We start from the raw sequence: 21619 nt of genomic DNA on the forward strand, positions 1-21619 counted from the left end.
CGCGTCTGGCGTCTCGAATGATCAGCTGACGGTGACGGATTCGATGACGACGTCGTCGACCGGCACGTCCTGATGCATGCCCGCCGAGGAGGTGCGGACACCCGCGATCTTGTCGACCACGTCGGAGCCCTCGGTCACCTCGCCGAAGACGGCGTAGCCCCAACCCGCCGCGGTGGGAGCGGAGTGGTTGAGGAAGTCGTTGTCGGAGACATTGATGAAGAACTGCGCGGTGGCCGAGTGCGGGTCGTTGGTGCGCGCCATCGCGACGGTGTACTTGTTGTTCTTCAGGCCGTTGTTCGCTTCGTTCTGGATCGGGGCTTTGGTGCCCTTCTGACGCAACCCGGGCTCGAACCCGCCGCCCTGGATCATGAAGCCGGGGATGACGCGGTGGAAGATGGTGCCGTTGTAGTGGCCCGCGTTCGCGTAGTCCACGAAATTGCGCACCGTGTTCGGCGCTTTCTGATCGTCCAGCTCGAGCACGATCGATCCGTAGTTCGTCGAGATATTCACCTTGGTCATACACCCACCTTTCCATTGTGGTCGGCGCCGGTCAGCAGTACGGGGTCGATTGGCCGCCCGGCGCGATTTTTGCCGCTGGTCGGCACAACAATCTGGCAGTCGGCTCCGAACATACTGAGGACGCGCGATTTCTCCCGGCGGCGCGACGCCCGCGCGGACAGACGGGGAGCTAGCATTGCCAACCGTGCCCGACGCCGCAACCGCTGTACTCACGAAACCTCCCGCCGCCCCGGTGGTGACCCCGAACGATTTCCGGACCGCCCGGCTCATCGCGCTGGTGGCCGGAGTGCTCGGCGCGTTGTTCGCGCTGGCGACGCCGTTCCTGCCGGTCACGCAGACGACCGCGGTGCTGAACTGGCCGCAGGGCGGGACGCTCGGCAACGTGCAGGCGCCGCTGATGTCGCAGGTCCCGATCGACCTGAAGGCGACGATCCCGTGCGAGACGATCGCCCAGCTACCCGAGCGCGGTGGCATGCTGCTGGCCACCGCGCCGCCGCAGGGCGACCGGGCCGCGCTGGAGGCGCTGTTCGTGCGGGTGTCGGAGACCTCGGTGGACGTCGTCGACCGCAACGCGGTGGTGGTGTCGGCCGACCGCAGCCGCATGGGCGAGTGCACGTCGTTGAGCATCGCCTCGGACAGCGACAGCACCTACGGCGTGTTCAACGGGCTCACCAGGCAGGTGGAGCGGCCGATCGAGGGCGGGGCGCCCGGGGCGAACGAGTCGGTCACCGTGCCGGTGGAGGGGCAGCTCGGCGGCGATCTGCGGCCCCAGGTGGTCGGGGTTTTCTCCGATCTGAAGGGCGCGGCGCCGACCGGTTTGTCGTTCACCATGACGGTGGACACCCGCTTCTCCTCCAGCCCGACGGCGATCAAGCTGGTCGCGATGATCGCGGCGGTGCTGTGCACGCTGATCGCCCTGGCGGCGCTGGCCCGGCTCGACAGCAGTGACGGGCGTGGGCACCGCCGGTTCCTGCCCGCGAACTGGCTGAAGCCGACCTGGGCGGACGGCGCGGTGGTCGGCACGCTGCTGCTGTGGCATTTCGCGGGCGCGAACACCTCCGACGACGGCTACATCCTCAGCATGGTGCGGGTGGCCCCGCACGCGGGGTACATGGCCAACTACTTCCGCTGGTACGGCGTGCCGGAGGCGCCGTTCGGCTGGTACTACTACGTCATCCAGGTCTTCTCGGAGATCTCCACCGCCAGTGCCTGGGTGCGGTTGCCCGCGCTGGCCTGCGCGATCCTGTGCTGGCTGGTGATCAGCCGCGAGGTGGTGCCCCGGCTGGGTCGCGGGGTGCGCACCAGCAAGGTGGCGCTGTGGACCGGCGGGCTGGTGTTCCTGGCGTTCTGGCTGCCGTTCGACAACGGCCTGCGCTCCGAGCCGATCGTCGCGCTCGGTGCGCTGCTGACCTGGGTGTCGATCGAGCGGGCCATCGCGACCGGGCGGCTGCTGCCCGCCGCGGTGGCCGTCCTGGTGGCGGCGTTCACTCTCGCCGCCGCGCCGACGGGCCTGATGTGCGTCGCCGCGCTGCTGGCCGGTATCCGTCCGATGCTGCGCATCGTGGTGCGCAAGCACCGGCAGTTCGCCGCGCTCGGCGCCGGTCGGTGGGGCTCGACGCTGCCGCTGCTCGCACCGATCGCCGCGGCGGGCGTGCTCGTGCTGACGGCCGTCTACACCGACCAGACCTTCGCGGGCATCCAGGAGGCCAACCGGGTTCGCCAGGTGACCGGGCCGAACCTGGCCTGGTACGAGGACTACCTGCGCTACTACTACCTGTTCGTGGAGACTGTCGACGGCTCACTGTCGCGGCGCTTCGCCTTCCTGGTGATGCTGCTGTGCCTGTTCACCACCATGCTGGTGCTGCTGCGCCGCAGGCGGGTGCCGGGTATCTCCAGCGGTCCGACCTGGCGGTTGATGGGCGTGGTCTTCGGGACGATCTTCTTCATGATGTTCAACCCGACCAAGTGGACCCACCACTTCGGCGCGTACGCGGGCATCGCGGGTTCGCTGGCGGCGGTCACCGCGGTCGCGGTCTCGGCGAGCGCCCTGCGAGCCCGCAAGAACCGGGCCATCTTCCTGGCCGGGTTGCTGTTCGTGCTCGCGATCGCGTTCTCCGGCATCAACGGCTACTGGTACGTGTCCAGCTTCGGTGTGCCGTGGTTCGACAAGCGCGTCTCGCTGCACGGCTACCAGTCGAACACCCTCATGCTCGTGCTGTTCGGCGTGGCGCTGGCATTGGTCGGTTGGTACGCGCTGCGGGAGGACTACACCGCGCCGCAGCCGTCGGCCAAGACGGCACGTGGCAGGCGGATCCGCCGGTTCGCGGCGATCCCGCTGACCGTGGTCGCCGCGCTGATGGTCGCGCTCGAGGTGCTCTCGCTGGTGAAGGGCGCGGTCTCGCAGTATCCGGCGTACTCGCTGGCCCGGTCGAACATCGACGCGCTCAGCGGCAGCACCTGCGGCCTGGCCAATGACGTGCTGGTCGAGCCGGACCCGAACGCGGGCAAGTTGCAGCCGATCATGGATCCGGCGCACCCGCCGACGAATCCGTCCGATCCGCTCGCCGGTGTCGATCCGGTCGGTTTCGACCCCAACGGCGTGCCCAATGATCTGTCCGCCGACAGCGTCGAGGTGAAGCCGGGCACCGGGAACACTTCCACGCAGTCGGTCGGCGCGGCGTTCGCGGAGGGGCAGAGCGCGGGCACCGGCGGCGGTCAGGGCGCGCGCGGCGTCAACGGCTCCACCGTCGCCCTCCCGTTCGGCCTGGATCCGGCGACCACACCGATCCTCGGCAGCTACCAGAACGGCGTGCAGCAGCCCGCGAACGTCACCTCGAGCTGGTACCAGTTGCCCGCGCGTTCGGCGGACAAGCCGCTGGTGGTGATCTCGGCCGCCGGTCGCATCCTCTCCTTCGACGACACCGGCGCGATGAAGTACGGCCAGTCGCTGACCGTCGACTACGGCAAGCGGCAGCCCGACGGCAGCGTGCAGAAGCTCGGCACCTACCTGCCGCGTGACATCGGCCCGTTCCCGTCCTGGCGCAACCTGCGGGTGCCGCTGGACGAGATCGCGCCCGACGCCGACGCGGTGCGCATCGTCGCCAACGACCCGATCCTGATCGGGGACCAGTGGCTGGCCTTCACGCCGCCGCGGATGCCGAAGTTGCAGACGCTCAACAGCCTGCTGGGTTCCCAGCAGCCGATCCTGCTGGACTGGGCGGTGGGCTTGCAGTTCCCGTGCCAGCGTCCGTTCGACCACCGCAACGGCGTGGCCGAGGCGCCCGGCTACCGCATCCTGCCGGACCGCCCGCTGGCCATCAGCTCGACGAATACCTGGCAGGCCGAGGAGTTCGGCGGCGTGCTCGGCTTCACGCAGATGCTGGCCAGGTCCATCTCCGTGCCCACCTACCTGAAGGACGACTGGGCGCGGGACTGGGGCTCCCTGGAGCGCTACGAGCAGTACGACCGCAGCGCCGTCCCGGCGAAGCTGGACACCGGCACCGCGACGCGCTCGGGCCTCTGGTCGCCGGGCAGTATGCGGGTGTTCTGATCGGGTGAACCACCCGAAACCAGGGCCGCCGCGCAGGGCACCGATCCTGCGCGGCGGCCCTTTCATGAAGGCAGGCCGGTTGGACGTGCCGATATCCGACGTCGCGTTCAGCGAGCTGGCACGGGCTAGGTGCCCAGAACACAGGGCCGCCGCGCAGGTGAATCCTGCGCGGCGGCCCTGCCGTATGTCGCCGGTGCGTTACCGGGCGCTCAGACCTTCAGCCGAAGGCCGAGCTCGCGCCGGAGCACCTCTTGCGAAGGGAGGCGGCCGAGCACGCGCAGCACCGCAGGCCGCAGCTCCCGTTGTTCCTCTTCGTTGAGCAGTCCGACAAGATCGCGCAGATCCATTTCATCGAATGCCGTTGTCATGGATTCAGATTAAGGCCAGCGGCCCGATTCGTCCTGCGATGCATAGCCACAGGTGGGAGCATATTTTTCAGACCGGACAACCGGTTTATTGGACGGTGCGGTCGTAGCGCGCCCGCGCGGCGATCACGTCGTCCATACGTGTCTCCGCCCATGCTTTGACCGCGCTCATGACCGGCTGAAGACTGTGGCCGAGCGGGGTGAGTTCGTAGTCGACGCGGACCGGGACTTCCGCGGTGATCCGTCGCTCCACCAGGCCGTCGCGTTCCAGTCCGCGCAGCGTTTGCGTGAGCATCTTAGGACTCACGCCCGCGATGATCCGGTTCAGTTCGCCGTAGCGCAACGGCCCGTCGGCGAGGGCGGCCAACACGAGGCTCACCCATTTGTCGCTGATCCGGTCCAGGAGTTGCCGGGTCGGGCACTCGGCGATGTACGCGTCGTACCGCTGTTTTGCCAGCTCACGGCGCTGCGCCGCGGTCTTCGTCGCCATCGGGAGCACCTCGCTGCCTCTAACGCACTCTCGGGTAACTACTACCCATTGGATAGTAACCGTTCCTACATTGGTCGGCAGCAGACAGGAAGGAACATCATGCGTGCAGTGGTAGTCCGCCGGCCGGGACCGGAAGCCGTGGTGGAGATCGTGGAAGTGCCGACTCCGCAGCCCGGCCCGGGTACGGTTCGCATCGCGGTCGCGGCGGCGGCAGTGAACCCCGTGGATCTGATGGTGCGGGCGGGCGTGGGCGGCACGCCGTTCGCCGCGCAGCGCGATCAGTGGGGCGTCGGCTGGGATGTCGCGGGCACGGTCGACGCGCTCGGCGCGGGCGTCACGGAGTTCACGGTGGGGCAAGCGGTGATCGGCATCAGCGACCGGCTCGACGTCTCGCTCGGTGCGCAGGCCGACTACGTGGTGCTGGAGGTCGGGAACGTCGCGCCCGCTCCGGTTTCCGTGTCGCCGGTGCAAGCGGCGACCCTCCCGCTCAACGGTCTCACCGCGCTCCAGGCGCTCGACGCGCTGGATCTCGTGTCCACCGACACGCTCCTGGTCACCGGCGCGGCGGGGGCTGTCGGCGGCTTCGCGGTCGAACTCGCGGCGGCGCAGGGTATCCGGGTGATCGCCGCGGCCGCACCCGCCGACGAGGACGCGGTGCGCGCCTTGGGCGCCACCGATTTCGTTCCGCGCCAGGCATCCTTGCCGGATGCCGTCCGCGCCATCGTCCCCGGCGGCGTCGACGCCGCCCTGGACGCGGCCGCCCTCGGCCCGGCGACGCTCGCCGCGGTGCGCGGCGGCGGGCGATTCGCGTCGATCAGCGTTCCCGACACCCCGATCCCGTTGCGCGGCACCAAGGTCCACACAGTCCTGGTCCGCGCCGACCGCACCCGACTCGACCACCTCGTAACTCGAGTAGACGCGGGCAAACTAACCCTCCGCGTAGCGGCGACCCACCCCCTCACCGCCGTCCGAGAAGCCCAATCCCGCCTATCCCTCGGCGGCCTCCGCGGCCGCCTCGTCCTCACCCCCTGACACCCTCCACGAGTGGCACACGGCTGCGGCGAATCGCGAGAAGCCCGCTCCACCATGTGCCACTCGCGGAGTCAGCGGATGCGGATGGGGTCGTCGGTGGAGAGGCCGGTGCGGGTTCGGGTTGTGGTGGTGATGGGGGCAGGAATGGCGGTGGGGTCGTAGGGGGTGAAGCGTTCGAGGGAGCCCCAGTCGCGAGCCCAGTCGCGGTCGAGGTATGCGGGGACGGTTTGGGATTTCAGCAGCAGGCCGGTCCAGCCGAGTGGGCCGCCGCCGATGTCGTCTTGCCAGGCGTTCGAGGCGTCGGAGCCGACCCGGTCGGGCAGAATGCGCCACTGCGGAATCTCGCCCACGCCGTCCTTGTGGTCGAACGGCCGCTGGCACGGGAAGGCGAGGCCGACGTGCCAGTCGAGTAGCACGGGAGCCTGCGATCCGACCACGGAATTCAGCGTGGCCAGCTTGGGCAGCCGGGGCGGGGTGACGGCCAGCCACTGCTTGGGCGTGATGTCGTTGTCGATCGCGACCAGTCGCACCGCGTTGACTTCCGCCGGCAGCCGGTCCAGCGGCACCCGCAGGTTGCGCCAGGACGGCGCGGGGCCGATGTCCAGCGGATCGATCGAGCCGAGCGTGCGCACCTCGCCGTCCGCGCCACGGACGCCGTACTCCAGGTGCAGTTCCTGTCCGTAGGTGAGCACACCGTCGGCGTCCACCGAGCGGATCCGGCCCGCCGCTGTGATCGCGAGCACCTGGTAGGCGGGGTCGTTGCGCATGCTGTCGGTCAGGTCGAGCCGGTACCACTGGGTGGTCAGCTTCGCCTGCTGTTGCTCGCCCTCCTGGTAGCTGCCCAGCACCGGGGTTCTCGCCGGGTCGAGACCGAACGGCAGCGCGACGGTGCTGCCGTTGATGCCCGCCTGCTCGGTGGTGCCGCCGCCGGTGCCCGCGCCGGTGGTGTTGGTGGTCTTGTTCTCCGAATCCTTGTCCACGGAGTTCGCGCCGCCGGTGACCGTCTCCTCCGCGTCCGCGGTGAGGTCACGCGCCACCCCGTTCGGGGTGAATCCTTTGTTCTGCGCGGCCAAGCCGTCCGCAGGCGATCCGGTGAAGGGCTGCAGCAGCGAATCGGCGGTGTCGGTCTCGACGAGCACTTCGTTCGCCAGCGCGCACGAATCCCCGCCGACCGATTGCACGTTCGACTTGGTGATCGAGTACGCGGGGTACTGCGTGGCCGCGGCCTTGGCGAGCGAGGCGACCTCGAAGATCACCAGTAGCGCGGCGGCCACGGTCAGCGGCGCGGAGGCCCACCGGTCGAATCGCCGTGGCGCTCCAGGCCGCTCACGCCGGTACGGCTCGCGATAGTGCTGCCATATCGCGACCAGCAGCGCGAGGACACTCAGCCCGAGGAACAACGTGGACAGCCCCTTGCCCGCGATCAACGGCGCCTTGTCCCACCACGGGACACCGTAGCTGGACACGTACCACCACCCGTTCGAGCCGGTGAACGTCACGGCGAGCAGGAAGAGCACGGCGGCGGCGAACAACGCGCGGTTGCGCGGCGAGCGAATACCGGTGGTGCCCACCGCGACCGCCGCGAGCGCGGCCAGCGATCCGGCCAGTCCGGCGTACACGCCGAAGTGGTGCGTCCACTTGGTGGGGGTGAACATCATCAGGAACAGCGATGCGAACACGATGCCGAGAATGCGCACCGAGGGGCCGCGCGAGGTGCCCGGAATCCGGCCCTTGCGCAGAACTTGCAGCACGCACACGAGCAGGCACAGCAGCATCACCAGCACGCCGAACCGCCGCGCCAGCGAACCGTCCGGCGAGAGCATGAGCAACGAGTCCCAGCGGGTGCGCTCGTCGAACCACGCGACGTTCGGGCCGACGATCGTGCGCACCCGGGTGGCTTCCAGCACCGTCGCCAAGGTCTGGTCGGCGAAGATCACCACCAGCACCAGCGTGCCCGCGGCGAGGCCGGGGGCCACCAGCGCGGCGAACCGGAACACCGCGCCCGCCCGGGACGGCTCGCGCACCTTCGCGGGGGCGTTCACCGCGGCCGCGGCTTCGGCGGAACCGGCGGCGGCCGCGTCGGCGTCGGGCCCGGTCCGCGCCGGGACGGCGCCGCGAGCGCGCTTGATGATGATCAGCAGCACCGGCCGTGAACCGGCGATCAGCGCCGCGATGCAGATCAGGCCGGTGGGGCCCGCCGCGAGGGAGAACGCGGCGATCAGGACGGCCACCGCGGCGGGCAGCAGCCGTCCGGTCGCGATGGCGCGCTCGATCGAGCACCAAGTGAGCAGCGCGCCCGCCGCGATCAGCGGTTCGGGGCGCAGGCCGTTGTCGTAGGGCAGCCAGAACGCGAGGAAGACCAGGCCGGCCGTCCACAGCGCCACTTTGTTGCGGCGCACCCGCGCGCCGAGGCGGGGCAGCACCTCGCGGCTGATCACCAGCCAGCAGATCACGCCCGCCAGCAGCGTGGGCAGTCGCATCCAGAGACTGGCGTCGGAGATCCGCGACATCCACGCCAGCACCTCGTACGACCACCCGAACGGGGCCTCGGGGACCGCGAACCACCGGTAGTAGTTCGCCATGTAGCCCGCGTGCCCGGAGACGCGCGCCATGTTCAAGATGTAGCCGTCGTCGGACGTGTTCGCCCCGATGACGTGCCACAGCGCCAGCGTGCCCAGCACGACGCCGTCCGCGGGGGTGACCCGCCACCAGTGCGCGGGCAGGAACCGGCGCGGTCGGCGCCCGTCGGCGGTGTCCAGCAGATGCAGTGCGACGAGTGCGATCAGCGTGAACACGGCGGCGGCGATCATGGCGGCCAGCTTCAACGGCGTCGGCGTGGAGGAGAAACGCGAGTCGATGTCCGCGTGCACCTGCGCTCCGGCGAGCCGATCGGCCTTCAGATCGGTGAACACGCCCACCAGCTGCGGCCGGATGTCCCGGCCGACCGTGGACTGGAACGGCGTGCCGTCCTGCCGGGTGACGCCGGTGAGTTCAGTCGTCGTCGCGGCGGCGGTCGACTCGATGCGGATCGTCGCGCAGGACCCGACCTCGGCCAGCGGCGCGGACAACAGCGGGATGTCGCGTTGCACCACCGAGAGGACGCCGTCGGCGACCGAGACCACCAGGCCCTTGGTAGCCGCCCGCCCGGAGGCCACGGGGGCGGTGGACAGCAGCGTGCCGCCCGATCCCAGCTCTCCGGTCAGCGAGCACGGCAGCGTCGCACTGAACCGCAGCGGCTCGTAGGACACCAGCGGCGCCGCCACGCTCCTGGCGCCGGACTCGGGCCAGTCCAGGCTCGCCCGATCCTGCCGCACCGGCAGCAGCGGGGTCAGCAAGGCCAGCAGGAATCCGAGAAGCCCGGAGAGGAGGGCGATCAAGCGGATACGGGTGAACGCTGGAGAAGATCGGTCCGGTCGCACGGTGGTTGATGCTAGCTACCGCCCGGTGTGATGCCGACTGCCCCCGACGCGCGCAGCGAATGAACGTCCCACAGCCAGACGTCCTCGACTCGCGTCGGCGTGAATCCGAGCAGCTGGGTCACGGTCTCCCGCAACACTTCGCCGTTCTTCGTCGCGGGCAGCACCAAGACGTCGGCTTGCCAGAACCGCAGATCGTCCAGCGCACGGGTACGCACGCCCGCGTCGATCGGCGGTACGACTCCAGTGTCCTGGGCCTGTACCAGCAGAGCGGTGGTCGGACGGGCCTCGGGACCGTAGATGCCTTTCTTGCTGGTACCGGTAGGGCCGACGAAGTAGCCGCCCGCCAGCGGGAAGGTGAAACCCGCGTCGGCCTGCCAACGTAGCGCCCGTGCGTCGGGTGGCCGGGGCGGCGGCACCAGGACCACCGATCCGTCGCCGACGTAACGGCGGACGGCGCCGTCGGCGAAGAAGTCCGGTGTCGGCGGTCGCTCGACCACCGGCAGGATGGTCGGGATCAGCGGCAGCAGCGCACCGGTGAGCGCCGCGAACCAGGCCAGGGGCTTCCAGTCCACCGCCGATTGCGTCCATGTCCCCACCGCGCGGTCGCTGGCCAGCGCGAGCACCACCGCGATGGCCGGGATCGCGGCCATGCTCATCCTGCTCTCCAGCACGGTGTTCAGCAGCGGAACATGTTCGGCCCAGCGCCACGGCAGATCGATGCCGGTCGGCTGTTTACCGATCGTGGCGACCGCGCCCAGCGACAGCAGGCCGAAGACCGCGATCACCACGCCCGCGGCCCGCACCACGCGGTCGCGCCACAGCATTCCCACCGTGAACACGACCAACAGCAGCAGCGGCCAGCCGAAGTACGCGTTCTGCTCGGTCGGATTGATCGCCACGTTCGCGCCGGGCGCGAACACGCCGCCCAGCGATTCGGACGGAAACTGCACCAGCGCTTCGAGGTCGTTGCCCATCGGGCCGTGGTCGATCGATCGATAGCTCTGCGGGCCGAAGAATTGCCACCACAGCGGAATCTCGGCGAGTGCCAACGTGATCACCGCGGCCAGCGCGAAAGTCGGGGCGACCACTCGCGTCACGCGCAGCGCGGTGCGCGGAGCATGCGCGTAATACACGATCCCGAACAGGCCGAACGCGAGGGCGAAGATCAACAGCGGTTCCTCGCCGAGCGCGATCTGCGTCGCGACCAGAAGTCCGAGAACGGCGGCATCCCGTACCCGCCCGCCCGGCCGTTCCCGTTCCGCCGCGGCCGCTCGCCGCGCCATCCGGATCAGCAGGCCCGCGATGAGCGGAAGCAACAGCAGCACGACGAAATTCGGGTGGGCGTTGGCGTGCGAGATCATTCCGGGCGCGAATCCGCAGAACAGTCCGCCGATCACCGCCGCGACCCGGGACCGGACGAGCTCGCGGACGAACAGGCGATACCACGCGAACGCTGTTCCGGCCAGACCGAGGGTGAGCACGAGTACGAACGTGACGGTCGGCCCGAAAAGCAAGGTGACCGGTGTCAGCGGCACGCCGACACCGAACATGGCCGTGTTGGCCATCATGTTGACCCCGGCCGGGAAATTCTGCAGATCGGTACCGAGCGGGTTGTGCAGGGCGGCCACCGAATGCGCGGTGACGGCGAAGAACCACTCCCACATCGTCTGGTCCTGACCGCTCTTGATCAGGTATCCGTTGTCGGTATCGCGCCACTGGCCCGACAGCACCGTCGCGGCCAGCGCCAGGTAACCGGCGCATACGAGCAGATCGGCGAGCGGAAGTCGGGGCAGCCGCCGGGTACGCGCGGGAGTGGTGAGCACTCCGGTCGCCGTCGCCTCTTTCGTCGCGATCGCGACCGTCGCCGATTCCGCCGGTAGGTCGGTCTCGGCGTCTTGTGCCTGTGTCACCTGCGCATCACTCCTCGCCAGCGCCCTCCGTTGCGACCACGCTGTGCGTGGACCGACAAACGAGAGGGGTATCCACTGCGCGCGAGTTCAACCGCCGCGATTTCAGCGGTGGACGGTGACCAGCGTGAACGGTCCGATGTCGGTGGTGGTGAAACGCGGGTCGGCGAACAGTTCCTTGGGGAAGCTCACCGAATAGCGCGCCACGTTCGGGTCGTTCGGGTAGACGTCCTTGGCCAGCCGCAGCGTGTAGGTGTCGCCGCTGCGCCGGAACAGGAACGCGTCCGGTGCGCGCCACGGGCTCGCCGCGAGCGCGTCGATCAATTCCTGCGGCGTCTTCAGCTTGCTCCAGCTCTCGATGGTCGCCGCCCGGCCCGCGAAGTCGGCGAGCGGGTTGGCGTAGTGGGAGGTGAGCGCCTGGAAGCCGAAGTAGGGATAGAAGGACAGGAAGCTGGTGTCGGCGGTGAGTACCACCGTGTCCGAGCGTGGCCGCCCGGTCTGCGCGGTGAGCGCCGCATCCACTTCGTCATAGAAAGACACGGCCGACACAGGCCGTTTGTCGGCTCGCTTTCCGTCTCCGTCGGTGTCTGTGTAGGCAGTCGTGATCTCCGGAGTCAGCACGTGCGGGATGTCTTGGGCGAACGCCGACGCGCCGATCGTCGCGACGACGATCGCCACCAGCCGGAACCGGGCGGGCTCGTTCAACGCCTGGTAGATCGCCCGCGCGCCCTCCACGAACCCGAACGCGCCCGCGACCGACAGCAGCACCAACAGCACCGGCTCCAGACGGAACGACAGCAACGTGGTGCCCGCCGCGGTCGCGGCCATGGACAGCAGCGCCCACAGGTAGATCGCCGCCACCCCGATGCCCAGCGCCTGCGCCCGTCGCGACGACGCGCCGCGCAGCACCAGCCAGATGATGCCGACCAGGCACAACGCCCCGAGCAGGGAGAACTGGAACATCGGCAACGGCAGTTCCGCTCCCGCTTCCGGCAGATAGTGCTGGGCGGTCCCGGAGCTCGCCGTCGCGCTGCGCAGCGCCTTCGCCAGGTACGGCGCCCACACGACGAGCGCGAACAGCCCGGCGATCACCGCGATCACCACGAGCCGCACCAGCGGCGGCGCCGCCGCGCGCCACGCGGGACGGGTCGGCCCGGTCGCCGCGGGTGCGCGGCGCGGACGGTCGGCGCGCCGCGCACGCATCGCGAGCAAGGCGGCCACCAGACCCATCAGGGCCACCGCGAAGGCCGCCACGAGGAAGTAGAGGGTGTAGAACGTGGCCGCCCAGCCGAGGAACAGCCCGGTGCCGACGACCGCGCCCCAGCCACCGGCCGTGCGATGCTCCTCCGTCTCGCCCTCCAGCGGGCGATACAGCGCTCCCCAGGCGAGCACCAGCGCGGGCGGCAGCAGCAGCACGATGACGGCGCTGTAGGCCTCGGGGGCGGCGTAGGCCAGGGTGACCGCCGTGCTCGCCGCCGCGACGCCCACCGCCCAGTCCGCGCGGATCAGCTTCGACCACAACACCAGCGCGACCACCGCGGCCACGGCGAGGAACGTGATCGCGTACGGCTTGAATACTTCCCAGCCGTCCATTCCGAGCAGATTCGCCACCCGCCCGCCGATCCAGAACCAGCCCGCGGGGTAGAACGACGGCAGATCCGCGTACGTCATGTCGCGCAGCGCGGCGGAATCGGTGAGCCGGGTGAGGAACTCGGTGCGGAACTCCTGATCCACCGAGACGCCGAACAGATACAGCTTCGTCGCCGCCAGCGGCATGCCGAGCGTGAACGTGACGAACGTCGAAAGACCCACCCAGGACAGCAGTTTCGCTATCCAGGGCCACTTGCGCAGCCGCAGCAGCGCGATCGCGACCGCGAGCACGACCGCAGCGCCGACCTGCCCGACCGTGGTCAGCGCCCGCGTCACGTTGGAGGAGTTGAACGCGGGCCACTGCACCAGCGAGAACGCGACGAGCCCGACGACGGCCACCACGGCGGCGACCACCGCGGCGAGCGCGGCCTCGCCGACGCCGGCCGCGATCTGACGTGCCACGAGTGACCCGCGCCCCGGCACGGGGGCCGGATCGACGGGACGCGGCGGCGCTTCGTCCGCCGCGGTCACCGTGCTCAACGGACCGCTCCGCGCTCGTCGCACTGGATTACTCGCATGGCGCCTCCGGGTTCACAGGGTCACTCCGTCAGACGATAGGTGCCCGCGCGATCACTGATCACGCGGGCACCATGTCCGAGTTCGGTCGCCGATCAGATCGGCAGTCTGCGGAAGATCGAGCGCGGGATGTGCCGCAGCACCATCATCACGTAGCGGAAGGTTCCCGGCGCCCAGACCAGTTCCTTGCCTCGCTGCGATGCCGCGACCGCCAGCGCCGCGACGTCTTCCTTGTCGACGGTGAGCGGAGCCTCTTTGACGTGCGCGGAGAACTGGGTCCGCACCATGCCGGGCCGGATCACCAGTACACGCGGGCCGTGCGGCCGCAGCGCTTCGCCGAGCCCGAGGTAGAAGCCGTCCAGACCGGCCTTGGTCGATCCGTAGACGAAGTTCGAGCGGCGCACCCGTTCGCCGGCGACGGAGGACATCGCGATGATCCGGCCGAAGCCCTGCGCCTTCATCTTCTCGCCGACCAGCACGCCGACGGAGACCGCGGCGGTGTAGTTGATCTGGGCGACTCGCACGGCCTTGGCCTGGTTCTGCCACAGCTCTTCGGGATCGCCGTCGAGGGCGAAGGCGACGATCGCGACGTCCACGTCGCCCGCGTCCCAGGCGGCGTCGATCACCTTGGCGTGCCCATCGGTGTCGAGCGCGTCGAAGTCGATGACCTCGACCTGGCTCGCGCCCGCGGCCTTCATCTGGGCGACCGCGCCCTCGCGCAGCGGATCACCGGGCAGCGCCGCAAGGGTGATGCGCGCGGGCCCCTTCTTCAGGTACTCCGCGCAGATTGCCAAGCCGATCTCCGACGTGCCACCCAGCAGCAGAATCGACTGCGGGTTACCAACGGCATTGATCACTGCAGCTCCAGCCTTCTCGCCATATCGGACATGAAAACGCCTGTGGGGTCGACGCTACGGCGGACCTTGATCCACTCGTCGATCCGGGGATACATCTTGTGGAAGGTCTCGGCGGTGGTCCGCGAATCCTTCGCGGTGTACAGCCGCCCGCCGAACTCCAGCACGCGCCGGTCCAGCTCGCCGACCAGCTCGTTGAGACCGGGCTTGATCGGGAAGTCGACGCAGATGTTCCAGCCCGGCATCGGGAAGCTCAGCGGAGCCTGGTTGCCCGGGCCGAACAGCTTGAACACGTTCAGCGCCGAGTAGTGCCCGGAGGCCTGGATGTCGACGATGATCCGCTTGAACTCCTCGACCGCCTCGGTCGGCACCACGAACTGGTACTGGAGGAAGCCGTTGGAGCCGTAGCCGCGGTTCCACTCCGCGATCATGTCCAGCGGGTGGTAGAACTGCGTCAGGTTCTGCACCTTGCCGGTGTAGTTGCCGCCCATCCGGTAGTAGGCCTCGCCGATGGACATCAGCGTCAGCTTGTTCATCGTCCAGTTCGGGAAGATGTCCGGGACGGTCATCAGCTGCGGCGCGTCGAACTTCAGCGGCTTGCTGCGCAGCCGCTTGGGCAGCTCGTCGAGCTTCGCCAGCCTGCCCCGGGTGATGGTGGCCCGGCCCAGCTTGGGCAGCGGGCTGATCACGTCGAACCAGGCGCTCGAGTAGGTGTAGTCGGCCTCGCTGCCGTCGCTGTGCGCGGCGATGGTCTCGTCGAGGGTCGTGGTCTTCACGCCGTCGTTGAGGAAGTAGGCCGTCTCCGTCGGCACCATCTCGATGGTGGCGCGCAGGATGATGCCGGTGAGCCCGTTGCCGCCGACGGTCGCCCAGAACAGCTTGGCGTTGCGCTTCGGCGTGATGTGCTGCACCTGCCCGTCGGCGGTGAGCAGATCGATCGAGCGCACGTGATTGCCGAAGCTGCCTTCGCTGTGGTGGTTCTTGCCGTGGATGTCGGAGGCGATCGCGCCGCCGATGGTCACCTGGCGGGTGCCGGGGAGCACCGGGACCCAGAGGCCGAACGGCAGCGCGGCCTTCATGAGCTGGTCCAGGCTGACGCCGCCGTCCACGTCCACGATGCGGGTGTCGCGGTCGATCCGGTGGATGTTGTTCAGCGCGGTCATGTCGACGACCAGACCGCCCGCGTTCTGCGCGTGGTCGCCGTAGGAGCGGCCGAGGCCGCGCGCGATCACGCCGCGCCGCAGGTGGGCGGGCTTGCCGTCGTTGTCCTCGGCGACCATGGCGACTGCCTTGGCGATCAGTTCGGGATCGCTGGTCGAGAGCACTTCGGAGGAGGTGGGTGCGGTGCGACCCCACCCGGTCAACGTGCGGGTGCGCGTCGGAAGAGTGAACGCGGTGCCCGCGGCCGGGCCGTCGTTCGCGACGCCGGCGCCTTTGTCGTTCCCGGTTGTCTTGGTGGCGGTCGGAGCTTTCGTGGACATCGGCATAGAGGCTACAGGTATGACGGCAGATGGGGACGCGGTCGCTCTACCCATGGGTAGTGACGAACGCGTCGGTTTAGAACCGAAATGAGTGCCCAACCCGGTCCGGCGCTACGCTCGTCGGCGTGCAAGCCGAACCCCAACTGCCGCTTCCGGCCGAGTTGCCCCTGGTCGACGAGCCCGGCGGCACCGAGGTCGACCTCAAGACGCAGATCATCCGGTTCACCCTCACCGGCGGGTTCTCGGCCGTCGTCGACTACGGGCTCTACAGCCTGCTGCTGAACCTGGTCGGTCTCCCGGTCGGCGTCGCCAAGTCGATCAGCTTCGTGGCGGGCACCACAACGGCTTACCTGATCAACCGCCGCTGGACCTTCCAGGCTCCGCCCAGCCGCATCCGCTTCCTCGCGGTGGTCGTTCTCTACGCGGTGACCTTCGCGGTGCAGGTCGGCATCAACAACCTGCTGTACTTCTCGCTGGCCGACGAGTGGTGGCGCCAGCCGCTTGCCTTCGTCGTCGCCCAGGGCACCGCGACCGTCATCAACTTCATCGTCCAACGCTTGGTGATCTTCAAGCTCCGCTGAGTTATCCGCTCGTCGCGGCGTGGTCGGCCAGGAAGGCGCCGACCAGACGATTCACTTCGTCGGGGACCTCCGCGGCCGCGAGGTGTGCGGCTCCGTCGAGGACCACGAGCCGCGAGCCGGGGATGGCGTCGGCCATGACCTCGATCTCGGGCACGGGGAAGGTGCGGTCCTCGCGACCTCCGATGACCAGCGTGGGGCAGGTGATCGAGGAGAAGAGGCGCCGCTGGTCCGGGCGGTCGGTCACCACGGATCGGACGGCGTGCACGAGCGACGCCGGATCATTGCGGCGGGCGACGTCGAGAACCTGTCGGACGACCTGCGGGCGCGTGCGTTCGGTCGTCGGACCGAGAAATGCCCGGACCACCGATCCGGTGAGCGGCGGGCGAATCCCGCCGAGTATCCGGACCGCCATCAGCAGCATCCGGTACTGCGCCCGCTGAGCGAGCGGGGCCGATGACGCCGTGCCGTTCATCAGGATCGCGGATTCGACGCGGTCAGGGAAACCGGCGGCGAAGGTGCCGCCGATCATGGCGCCCCAGGAGTTCCCGAGGAAATGGGTCTTCGGTAGTTCCAGCTGATCGAGGATGTCGGCGACGCACGCCGCGCACTCGTCGAAGGTGAAGGGTCGTTCGAGGCGGCTGGACCGCCCGTGCCCGGGCGGGTCGACCGCGATGGTCAGGAAATCCCGGGCCAAATGGTTCACTTGGGCGTCCCAGAGGGCAGCGTCCATGAGAAGGCTCGGCCACATCACGATCGGATCGCCGCTGCCGGTCAGGACGACATGCAGCAGCCCCAGCCGAGTCGGTAGATGAATATGCCTGCGGTCCATGACTGTGCTCATTCCTTGTAGTGAGCGGGCGGCCGATCTGCGTCGCATGTTCCCGCACACGGTGAAACGCCGGTGTCCTGGTCTGTGATCTGTACGATCGGGACTCACGTTAAGCGTGGACCGCTGCGCGCTCGACCTGATCCGTGCACGGGTCTGACGGAAACGCGCACGTCGGTCTGGGAGGTTGCTGGTGTCGGTCGCCGAGCCGTATTTCGTGGGGCGGGTCGATACCGGCGCGGATCCGCGGAGCGGTGGCCCAAGGCTCGCCCCGAATTGATCAGTCGAGAGAGGTTCGAGTCGAGGAATCGCGCTCAGCCGGTCAGAACGAGCAGTCGGTGGGACGGCCTGCCCAGCCGCCCTTCAGGAATTTGATGACGGCGCAGAACAGATCCTCCGACCAGGAACCCACCGGGGTCACGGCCGAGATCGTGGCAACGGGTGTGGAGACAGGTGCGGCGACAGGTTCCGCGGCGGCCGAGCCCACCGGAACGACGAGTCCTGCGATCACGGCGGTGACGACGACAAGCTTCTTCATCAGGTGGCCTCTTTCCGTGGTTCTGGATGGCGGTTCGTAAGGCCGCACAACCGACTGATCGGTAGCAATCACCCCGACGTTACGAAGTATGTTGCGCACCAAGCAATTAGACCCTGCTGTCGTCCAGGCACACGGCTGTGGCATTGCCCGAGAGGTCTCGATGACGTGCCGCTCGCGGGCAGGCTGATTGATTGGCAGTGCCAACGATGTATGGTGGCTGTTGTGGAGGAGACACCCGCGCGCCTGGCCGCGAAGCCGAGTTGGCTGGTCACCCAGTTGGCCGTGCACGCCCACCGGTTGGCGTCCGACAGCTTCGGCGAGGTGGGTGCGCGTGGGTACCACTACCGCATTCTGGCCGCGCTGGACGAGTTCGGGGCGGCGAGCCAGGCCGAGCTCGGGCGCCGGTGCAACATGGACCGCAGCGACGTGGTGGCGGCGATCAACGAACTGGCCGGCCAGGGTTTCGTCGAGCGGACGCCGGACCCGGACGACCGAAGGCGCAATATCGTGACCCTCACCGAGGCGGGCAAAGGGCAACTGCGGCGCATGGATCAAGCGCTCGAGAAGGTGCAAGACGACCTGCTCGGACCGCTATCGGCCGAGGACAGAAACGATCTGACCCGCCTGCTCACCCGTCTGCTCGCGCACCATCAGCGGGGTTGACGGGCCTGGTCCACCGCTGGCGGCGCCCGGCACGCCTCGCCGCAGCCGGTGATCCGCCGCGCCACGCCCTTCAGGAGCCGCTGATCGTCGTGTCGGCCAGCTCGCGTTTCTCCGCCTTCGCCCCGAAGTAGTCGCCGCCTTTGGCGCGAATGTTGTCGGTGCCCCACTCGCGTTGTTCGCGCGGGGCGGGGATCAGGTGTGGGATGTGCTTGCGGCAGTGGATGTATGCCTCTTGCACATCGACCACCACCCACTGCTCCGCGGCGCGGCCTTTGTGGTTGACGGGCAGGTCGGGCACGGTGGTGCGAAGTGCCGGGTCGGAGACGATGCGGGCCGAGCCGTTGATGTGCAGTCCGATGAGGTCGCGCACGAAATCGATGAGCAGAATCCCGACGTGCGGATTCTCCAGGATATTGCCGAGGCTCGCCATGACGCCGTTGCCGCGGTATTCCGGATAGGCGATCGTGCGGTCGTCTATCACATGGAGGAAACCGGGCAGTCCGGCGCGGAAACTCGAGTCGCATTCGCCGTGTTCGTCGGCTGTGGCGATGAACGCCATATCCATCCGGCCGATGAAATCTATCATCGTCGGATTGAGCCGGTCGAGCACCTGATCGTCGTAGAAGCGCTGTGCTCGATCTTCTGTTCCGTACCGTTCTTGCAGCTCACGCTCTCCGTCGCTGCCACTGTGTCCACCGGGCATCGCAGCCCCCTCCGGTCGCCGGAATGCGGGTTACACCAGGCTCGACGTTGAACCGCGGTCGTCTCGAGATCGCGTCCATTTTAGATGAGATCCACGCGGCAAAACGTCGAAATCCCCGTCGAGAATGCCCCTGATTCGGCTGCGGCGCAAGTATTTCCGACGGTTAGCTAAATGCCGACCGGCCGGAATAATATCCGGCCGGTCGGGATTTGCGGGATCGGTTGGAGAGATGTCAGGCCGGAGTCAGTGTCACCGGGACGCCGTTGAACACGGCGTTGCCGGAGGGCGCGTCGACCACCGAATCATCGGTGAGCACATTGGCATTGACGCCCGCGTGCGTGCGGGCCACGGTCTGCGCGCTGTCGGCGTGGCCCCACCCGTGCGGCAGGCTGACCACCCCGGGCATGATGGCCTCGGTCGGCTCCAGCGGGACCGTCAGCGTTCCGGCGGCCGATTTCACCACCGCCTCGTCCCCTAGCCCCAGTCGCTCCACATCGGCCGGATTGATATGCAACGTGCACCGATTCGATCCGCTCACCAGCGTCGAGATGTTGTGCATCCAGCTGTTGTTCGACCGCAGCTGCCGCCGTCCGATCAGCACGATCTCCGGCGCGGCGTCGGCCAGGCGCGCCCGCATCCGTGCCACGTCGTCCAGCAGCGGCTGCGGGGCCAGGTCCACCCGCCCGCTCGCCGTACGCAGCGCGCCCGGCAGGCGCGACTGCAACGGACCCAGGTCGATACCGTGCGGGTTGTCCAAGAGCACTCGCAGATTGAGTGTGCCGCCGTTCCATTCGCCGTACGGCCCGAGGCGCAGCATCAGGTCGATGCGCTGCTCGGTGCTGTTCTCGCCGATCAGGTCGCCGCGCCGTTCGGGGAAACCGGCCTTGTGCAGCATCCCCGCGATGACGAGTTCGTCCACGGCGGTGAGCGGATCGATCCCGTCGGAGCCGTCGTGCGGCCTGCCGGTCAGCGCGGCGGCGAGGCGAGCCAGGACGGCGGGTTCGGAAGGCCGGTCACCCAGCGGCACCAGCGGGCGCGAGTAGCGCGTGTAGTTGCGCACGGCGAATTGCAGCAGCGCGAAGTCGTAGTGCGGGGATTGCGTCGGACGCGGGGGAGGCAAGATCACATCCGCGTGCCTGGTGGTCTCGTTCACGTACCGGTCCACGCTCACCATGAACTCGAGCTGGGCGAACGCCTCGTCCAGGCGCGCCCCGCTCGGCGCGGACAGCACCGGATTGCCCGCGACCGTCACCAGGGCACGGATCTGCCCTTCGCCCGGCGTGGTGATCTCGTCGGCGAGCGTCGCGACGGGCAGCTCGCCCATCGCCTCGGGCAGCCCGCGGACTCGACTGGTCCAGCGCCCGGCACGGAACGGCTTGGTGCGGGGGATGCCGCCGGCCGCGGCGGTGGCGAACATCGCGCCGCCGGGGGAGTCGAGGTTGCCGGTGAGCGCGTTGATCGCGTCGACGAGCCACTGCGTGATGGTGCCGAATTCGGCGGTGCACGTGCCGATACGGGCGTACACCGCGGCGGTCGGCGCCGCCGCGAGCTCACGGGCGAGCCGCACGACCGTGGACGCCGGTACGCCGGTGCGGGCCGCGACCGTCTCCGGGTCGAACGTGGCGGCGGCGGTGCGCAATTCGTCCAGGCCGGTCACCTCGACGCGCAGATCGGTCAATTGCTCGGCGAAGAGCGTGTGCACGATGCCGAACAGCAGGTACGCATCGCTGCCCGGCCGGATGAACAGGTGCTCGTCGGCGAGTTTCGCGGTGCGGGTGACCCGCGGATCGACCACCACGAAGCGGCCGCCTCTGCCACGCAGCGCCTTCAGCCTGCCCGGGAAATCCGGTGCGGTGCACAGCGAACCGTTCGATTCCAGCGGATTGGCCCCCAGCATCAGCAGGTAATCGGTGCGGTCGAGGTCGGGCACCGGCACGGTGAGCGGATCGCCGAACATCAGCCCACTGGCCACCTGCTTGGGCATTTGATCGGCGGTGCTGGCGGAGTAGATGTTCTTGGTGCCCAGCGCGCGTAGCAACGCCGGTACGTACAGCGTGCCCGCCACGGTGTGCGCGTTGGGATTGCCCAAGTAGGCCGCTGCCGACTGGGTTCCGTGCTCGGCCACGACGGCGGGGAACCGCTCGGCGATGTAATCGAAGGCTTCGTCCCAGGTCACGGTGCGCCAGGCACCGGTAGCGCGGTCACGAATCAGCGGGTCGGTCACCCGGTCCGGGTCCTCGTCGAGATGACCGAAGCTGGCTCCCTTCGGGCAGATGAAGCCTTTGCTGAAGGGATCACTGCGGTCGCCGCGGACCGAGGTCACGTGGTCGTCGGGATCCAGGGTGATTTCCAGGCCGCAGACCGCCTCACAGAGCGGGCAGGTCCGCAGCAGATTGCGCGATTGCGTGATCGGGGCCATACCCCATCTTCGCGTTCGGCAGTGGAACTGAAAAGAGAACGCTTGATATCGGCGACGCCGAACGACCGGTACCCGGCAGCGCTCCGGGGTGGGGATCCGGAGCGCC

General features: G+C 68.7%; 16 protein-coding genes. 4 read left to right on the forward strand and 12 right to left on the reverse strand.

All coding sequences use genetic code 11. The features are described from left to right. Positions 1–21: 21 nt before the first annotated feature. Positions 22–519, reverse strand: coding sequence for a peptidylprolyl isomerase (locus ABZ824_RS12520; protein WP_356963347.1), 498 nt, complete (start codon positions 517–519; stop codon positions 22–24). Between the two features lie 232 nt (positions 520–751). On the opposite strand from ABZ824_RS12520, the gene ABZ824_RS12525 reads away from it, so the two are divergent. Next, the gene (locus tag ABZ824_RS12525) at positions 752–4069 is read left to right on the forward strand and encodes an arabinosyltransferase domain-containing protein (RefSeq protein ID WP_355073738.1); all 3318 of its coding nucleotides are present in this window, start codon (positions 752–754) and stop codon (positions 4067–4069) included. A gap of 209 nt (positions 4070–4278) precedes the next feature. On the opposite strand, the gene ABZ824_RS12530 is transcribed toward ABZ824_RS12525, so the two are convergent. Both ABZ824_RS12530 and ABZ824_RS12535 read right to left on the reverse strand, forming a co-directional pair. Then, positions 4279–4437 carry a hypothetical protein gene (locus tag ABZ824_RS12530; RefSeq protein ID WP_169332658.1) on the reverse strand — a complete coding sequence of 53 codons (159 nt, stop codon included), beginning with the start codon at positions 4435–4437 and terminating at the stop codon, positions 4279–4281. Between the two features lie 85 nt (positions 4438–4522). Then, positions 4523–4924, reverse strand: coding sequence for a helix-turn-helix domain-containing protein (locus ABZ824_RS12535; RefSeq protein WP_355073117.1), 402 nt, complete (start codon positions 4922–4924; stop codon positions 4523–4525). Between the two features lie 99 nt (positions 4925–5023). On the opposite strand from ABZ824_RS12535, the gene ABZ824_RS12540 reads away from it, so the two are divergent. After that, the gene (locus tag ABZ824_RS12540; protein ID WP_356963348.1) at positions 5024–5956 is read left to right on the forward strand and encodes an NADP-dependent oxidoreductase; all 933 of its coding nucleotides are present in this window, start codon (positions 5024–5026) and stop codon (positions 5954–5956) included. A gap of 71 nt (positions 5957–6027) precedes the next feature. Here the strand turns inward: ABZ824_RS12540 and ABZ824_RS12545 are convergent, their stop codons facing one another. The 5 genes from ABZ824_RS12545 to ABZ824_RS12565 form a co-directional block, all read right to left on the reverse strand. Then, positions 6028–9375 (reverse strand): arabinosyltransferase domain-containing protein, encoded by a 3348-nt coding sequence (locus ABZ824_RS12545; protein ID WP_356963349.1) that lies wholly within the window; start codon positions 9373–9375, stop codon positions 6028–6030. Positions 9376–9386: 11 nt separating this feature from the next. Next, positions 9387–11285, reverse strand: a complete 1899-nt coding sequence (locus ABZ824_RS12550) for a glycosyl transferase (protein WP_356963350.1) — start codon at positions 11283–11285, stop codon at positions 9387–9389. A 102-nt stretch (positions 11286–11387) separates the two neighbouring features. After that, on the reverse strand, positions 11388–13355 hold the full coding sequence (locus ABZ824_RS12555; RefSeq protein ID WP_356963507.1) for a galactan 5-O-arabinofuranosyltransferase: 1968 nt from the start codon (positions 13353–13355) through the stop codon (positions 11388–11390). 188 nt (positions 13356–13543) lie between these two features. After that, positions 13544–14305 (reverse strand): decaprenylphospho-beta-D-erythro-pentofuranosid-2-ulose 2-reductase, encoded by a 762-nt coding sequence (locus tag ABZ824_RS12560; protein ID WP_355073111.1) that lies wholly within the window; start codon positions 14303–14305, stop codon positions 13544–13546. Continuing rightward, positions 14302–15789, reverse strand: a complete 1488-nt coding sequence (locus ABZ824_RS12565) for an FAD-binding oxidoreductase (RefSeq protein WP_355073109.1) — start codon at positions 15787–15789, stop codon at positions 14302–14304. Before ABZ824_RS12565 ends, ABZ824_RS12560 begins: the two co-directional genes overlap by 4 nt. Positions 15790–15908: 119 nt before the next feature. On the opposite strand from ABZ824_RS12565, the gene ABZ824_RS12570 reads away from it, so the two are divergent. After that, entirely contained in the window at positions 15909–16364 is a 456-nt protein-coding gene (locus tag ABZ824_RS12570) for a GtrA family protein (protein WP_355073107.1), read from the forward strand. Position 16365: 1 nt separating this feature from the next. On the opposite strand, the gene ABZ824_RS12575 is transcribed toward ABZ824_RS12570, so the two are convergent. Together ABZ824_RS12575 and ABZ824_RS12580 are read right to left on the reverse strand one after the other, a co-directional pair. Next, a complete protein-coding gene (locus ABZ824_RS12575; RefSeq protein ID WP_356963351.1) occupies positions 16366–17205 on the reverse strand; it encodes an alpha/beta fold hydrolase in 840 nt (279 codons plus the stop codon). A 307-nt stretch (positions 17206–17512) separates the two neighbouring features. Then, on the reverse strand, positions 17513–17728 hold the full coding sequence (locus tag ABZ824_RS12580) for a hypothetical protein (RefSeq protein WP_355073102.1): 216 nt from the start codon (positions 17726–17728) through the stop codon (positions 17513–17515). A gap of 222 nt (positions 17729–17950) precedes the next feature. On the opposite strand from ABZ824_RS12580, the gene ABZ824_RS12585 reads away from it, so the two are divergent. Further along, the gene (locus ABZ824_RS12585) at positions 17951–18391 is read left to right on the forward strand and encodes a MarR family transcriptional regulator (protein ID WP_355073100.1); all 441 of its coding nucleotides are present in this window, start codon (positions 17951–17953) and stop codon (positions 18389–18391) included. Between the two features lie 70 nt (positions 18392–18461). Here ABZ824_RS12585 and ABZ824_RS12590 read toward each other — a convergent pair whose 3' ends face one another. Beyond that, the gene (locus ABZ824_RS12590; RefSeq protein WP_356963352.1) at positions 18462–19094 is read right to left on the reverse strand and encodes a pyridoxamine 5'-phosphate oxidase family protein; all 633 of its coding nucleotides are present in this window, start codon (positions 19092–19094) and stop codon (positions 18462–18464) included. A gap of 232 nt (positions 19095–19326) precedes the next feature. Further along, positions 19327–21513 (reverse strand): molybdopterin-dependent oxidoreductase, encoded by a 2187-nt coding sequence (locus ABZ824_RS12595; RefSeq protein WP_356963353.1) that lies wholly within the window; start codon positions 21511–21513, stop codon positions 19327–19329. Positions 21514–21619: the final 106 nt, after the last annotated feature.

Origin of the sequence: Nocardia sp. NPDC047038, from assembly GCF_040644075.1 — a bacterium.
Taxonomy (GTDB): Bacteria; Actinomycetota; Actinomycetes; order Mycobacteriales; family Mycobacteriaceae; genus Nocardia; species Nocardia sichangensis.

Bases quoted from the DNA above. Each gene is read 5' to 3' on its own strand.
- ABZ824_RS12535 (WP_355073117.1), bottom strand. From the start codon at position 4,924: ATGGCGACGAAGACCGCGGCGCAGCGCCGTGAGCTGGCAAAACAGCGG.
- ABZ824_RS12540 (WP_356963348.1), top strand. From the start codon at position 5,024: ATGCGTGCAGTGGTAGTCCGCCGGCCGGGACCGGAAGCCGTGGTGGAG.
- ABZ824_RS12590 (WP_356963352.1), bottom strand. From the start codon at position 19,094: ATGCCCGGTGGACACAGTGGCAGCGACGGAGAGCGTGAGCTGCAAGAA.
- ABZ824_RS12520 (WP_356963347.1), bottom strand. From the start codon at position 519: ATGACCAAGGTGAATATCTCGACGAACTACGGATCGATCGTGCTCGAG.
- ABZ824_RS12580 (WP_355073102.1), bottom strand. From the start codon at position 17,728: ATGAAGAAGCTTGTCGTCGTCACCGCCGTGATCGCAGGACTCGTCGTT.
- ABZ824_RS12530 (WP_169332658.1), bottom strand. From the start codon at position 4,437: ATGACAACGGCATTCGATGAAATGGATCTGCGCGATCTTGTCGGACTG.
- ABZ824_RS12575 (WP_356963351.1), bottom strand. From the start codon at position 17,205: ATGAGCACAGTCATGGACCGCAGGCATATTCATCTACCGACTCGGCTG.
- ABZ824_RS12595 (WP_356963353.1), bottom strand. From the start codon at position 21,513: ATGGCCCCGATCACGCAATCGCGCAATCTGCTGCGGACCTGCCCGCTC.
- ABZ824_RS12565 (WP_355073109.1), bottom strand. From the start codon at position 15,789: ATGCCGATGTCCACGAAAGCTCCGACCGCCACCAAGACAACCGGGAAC.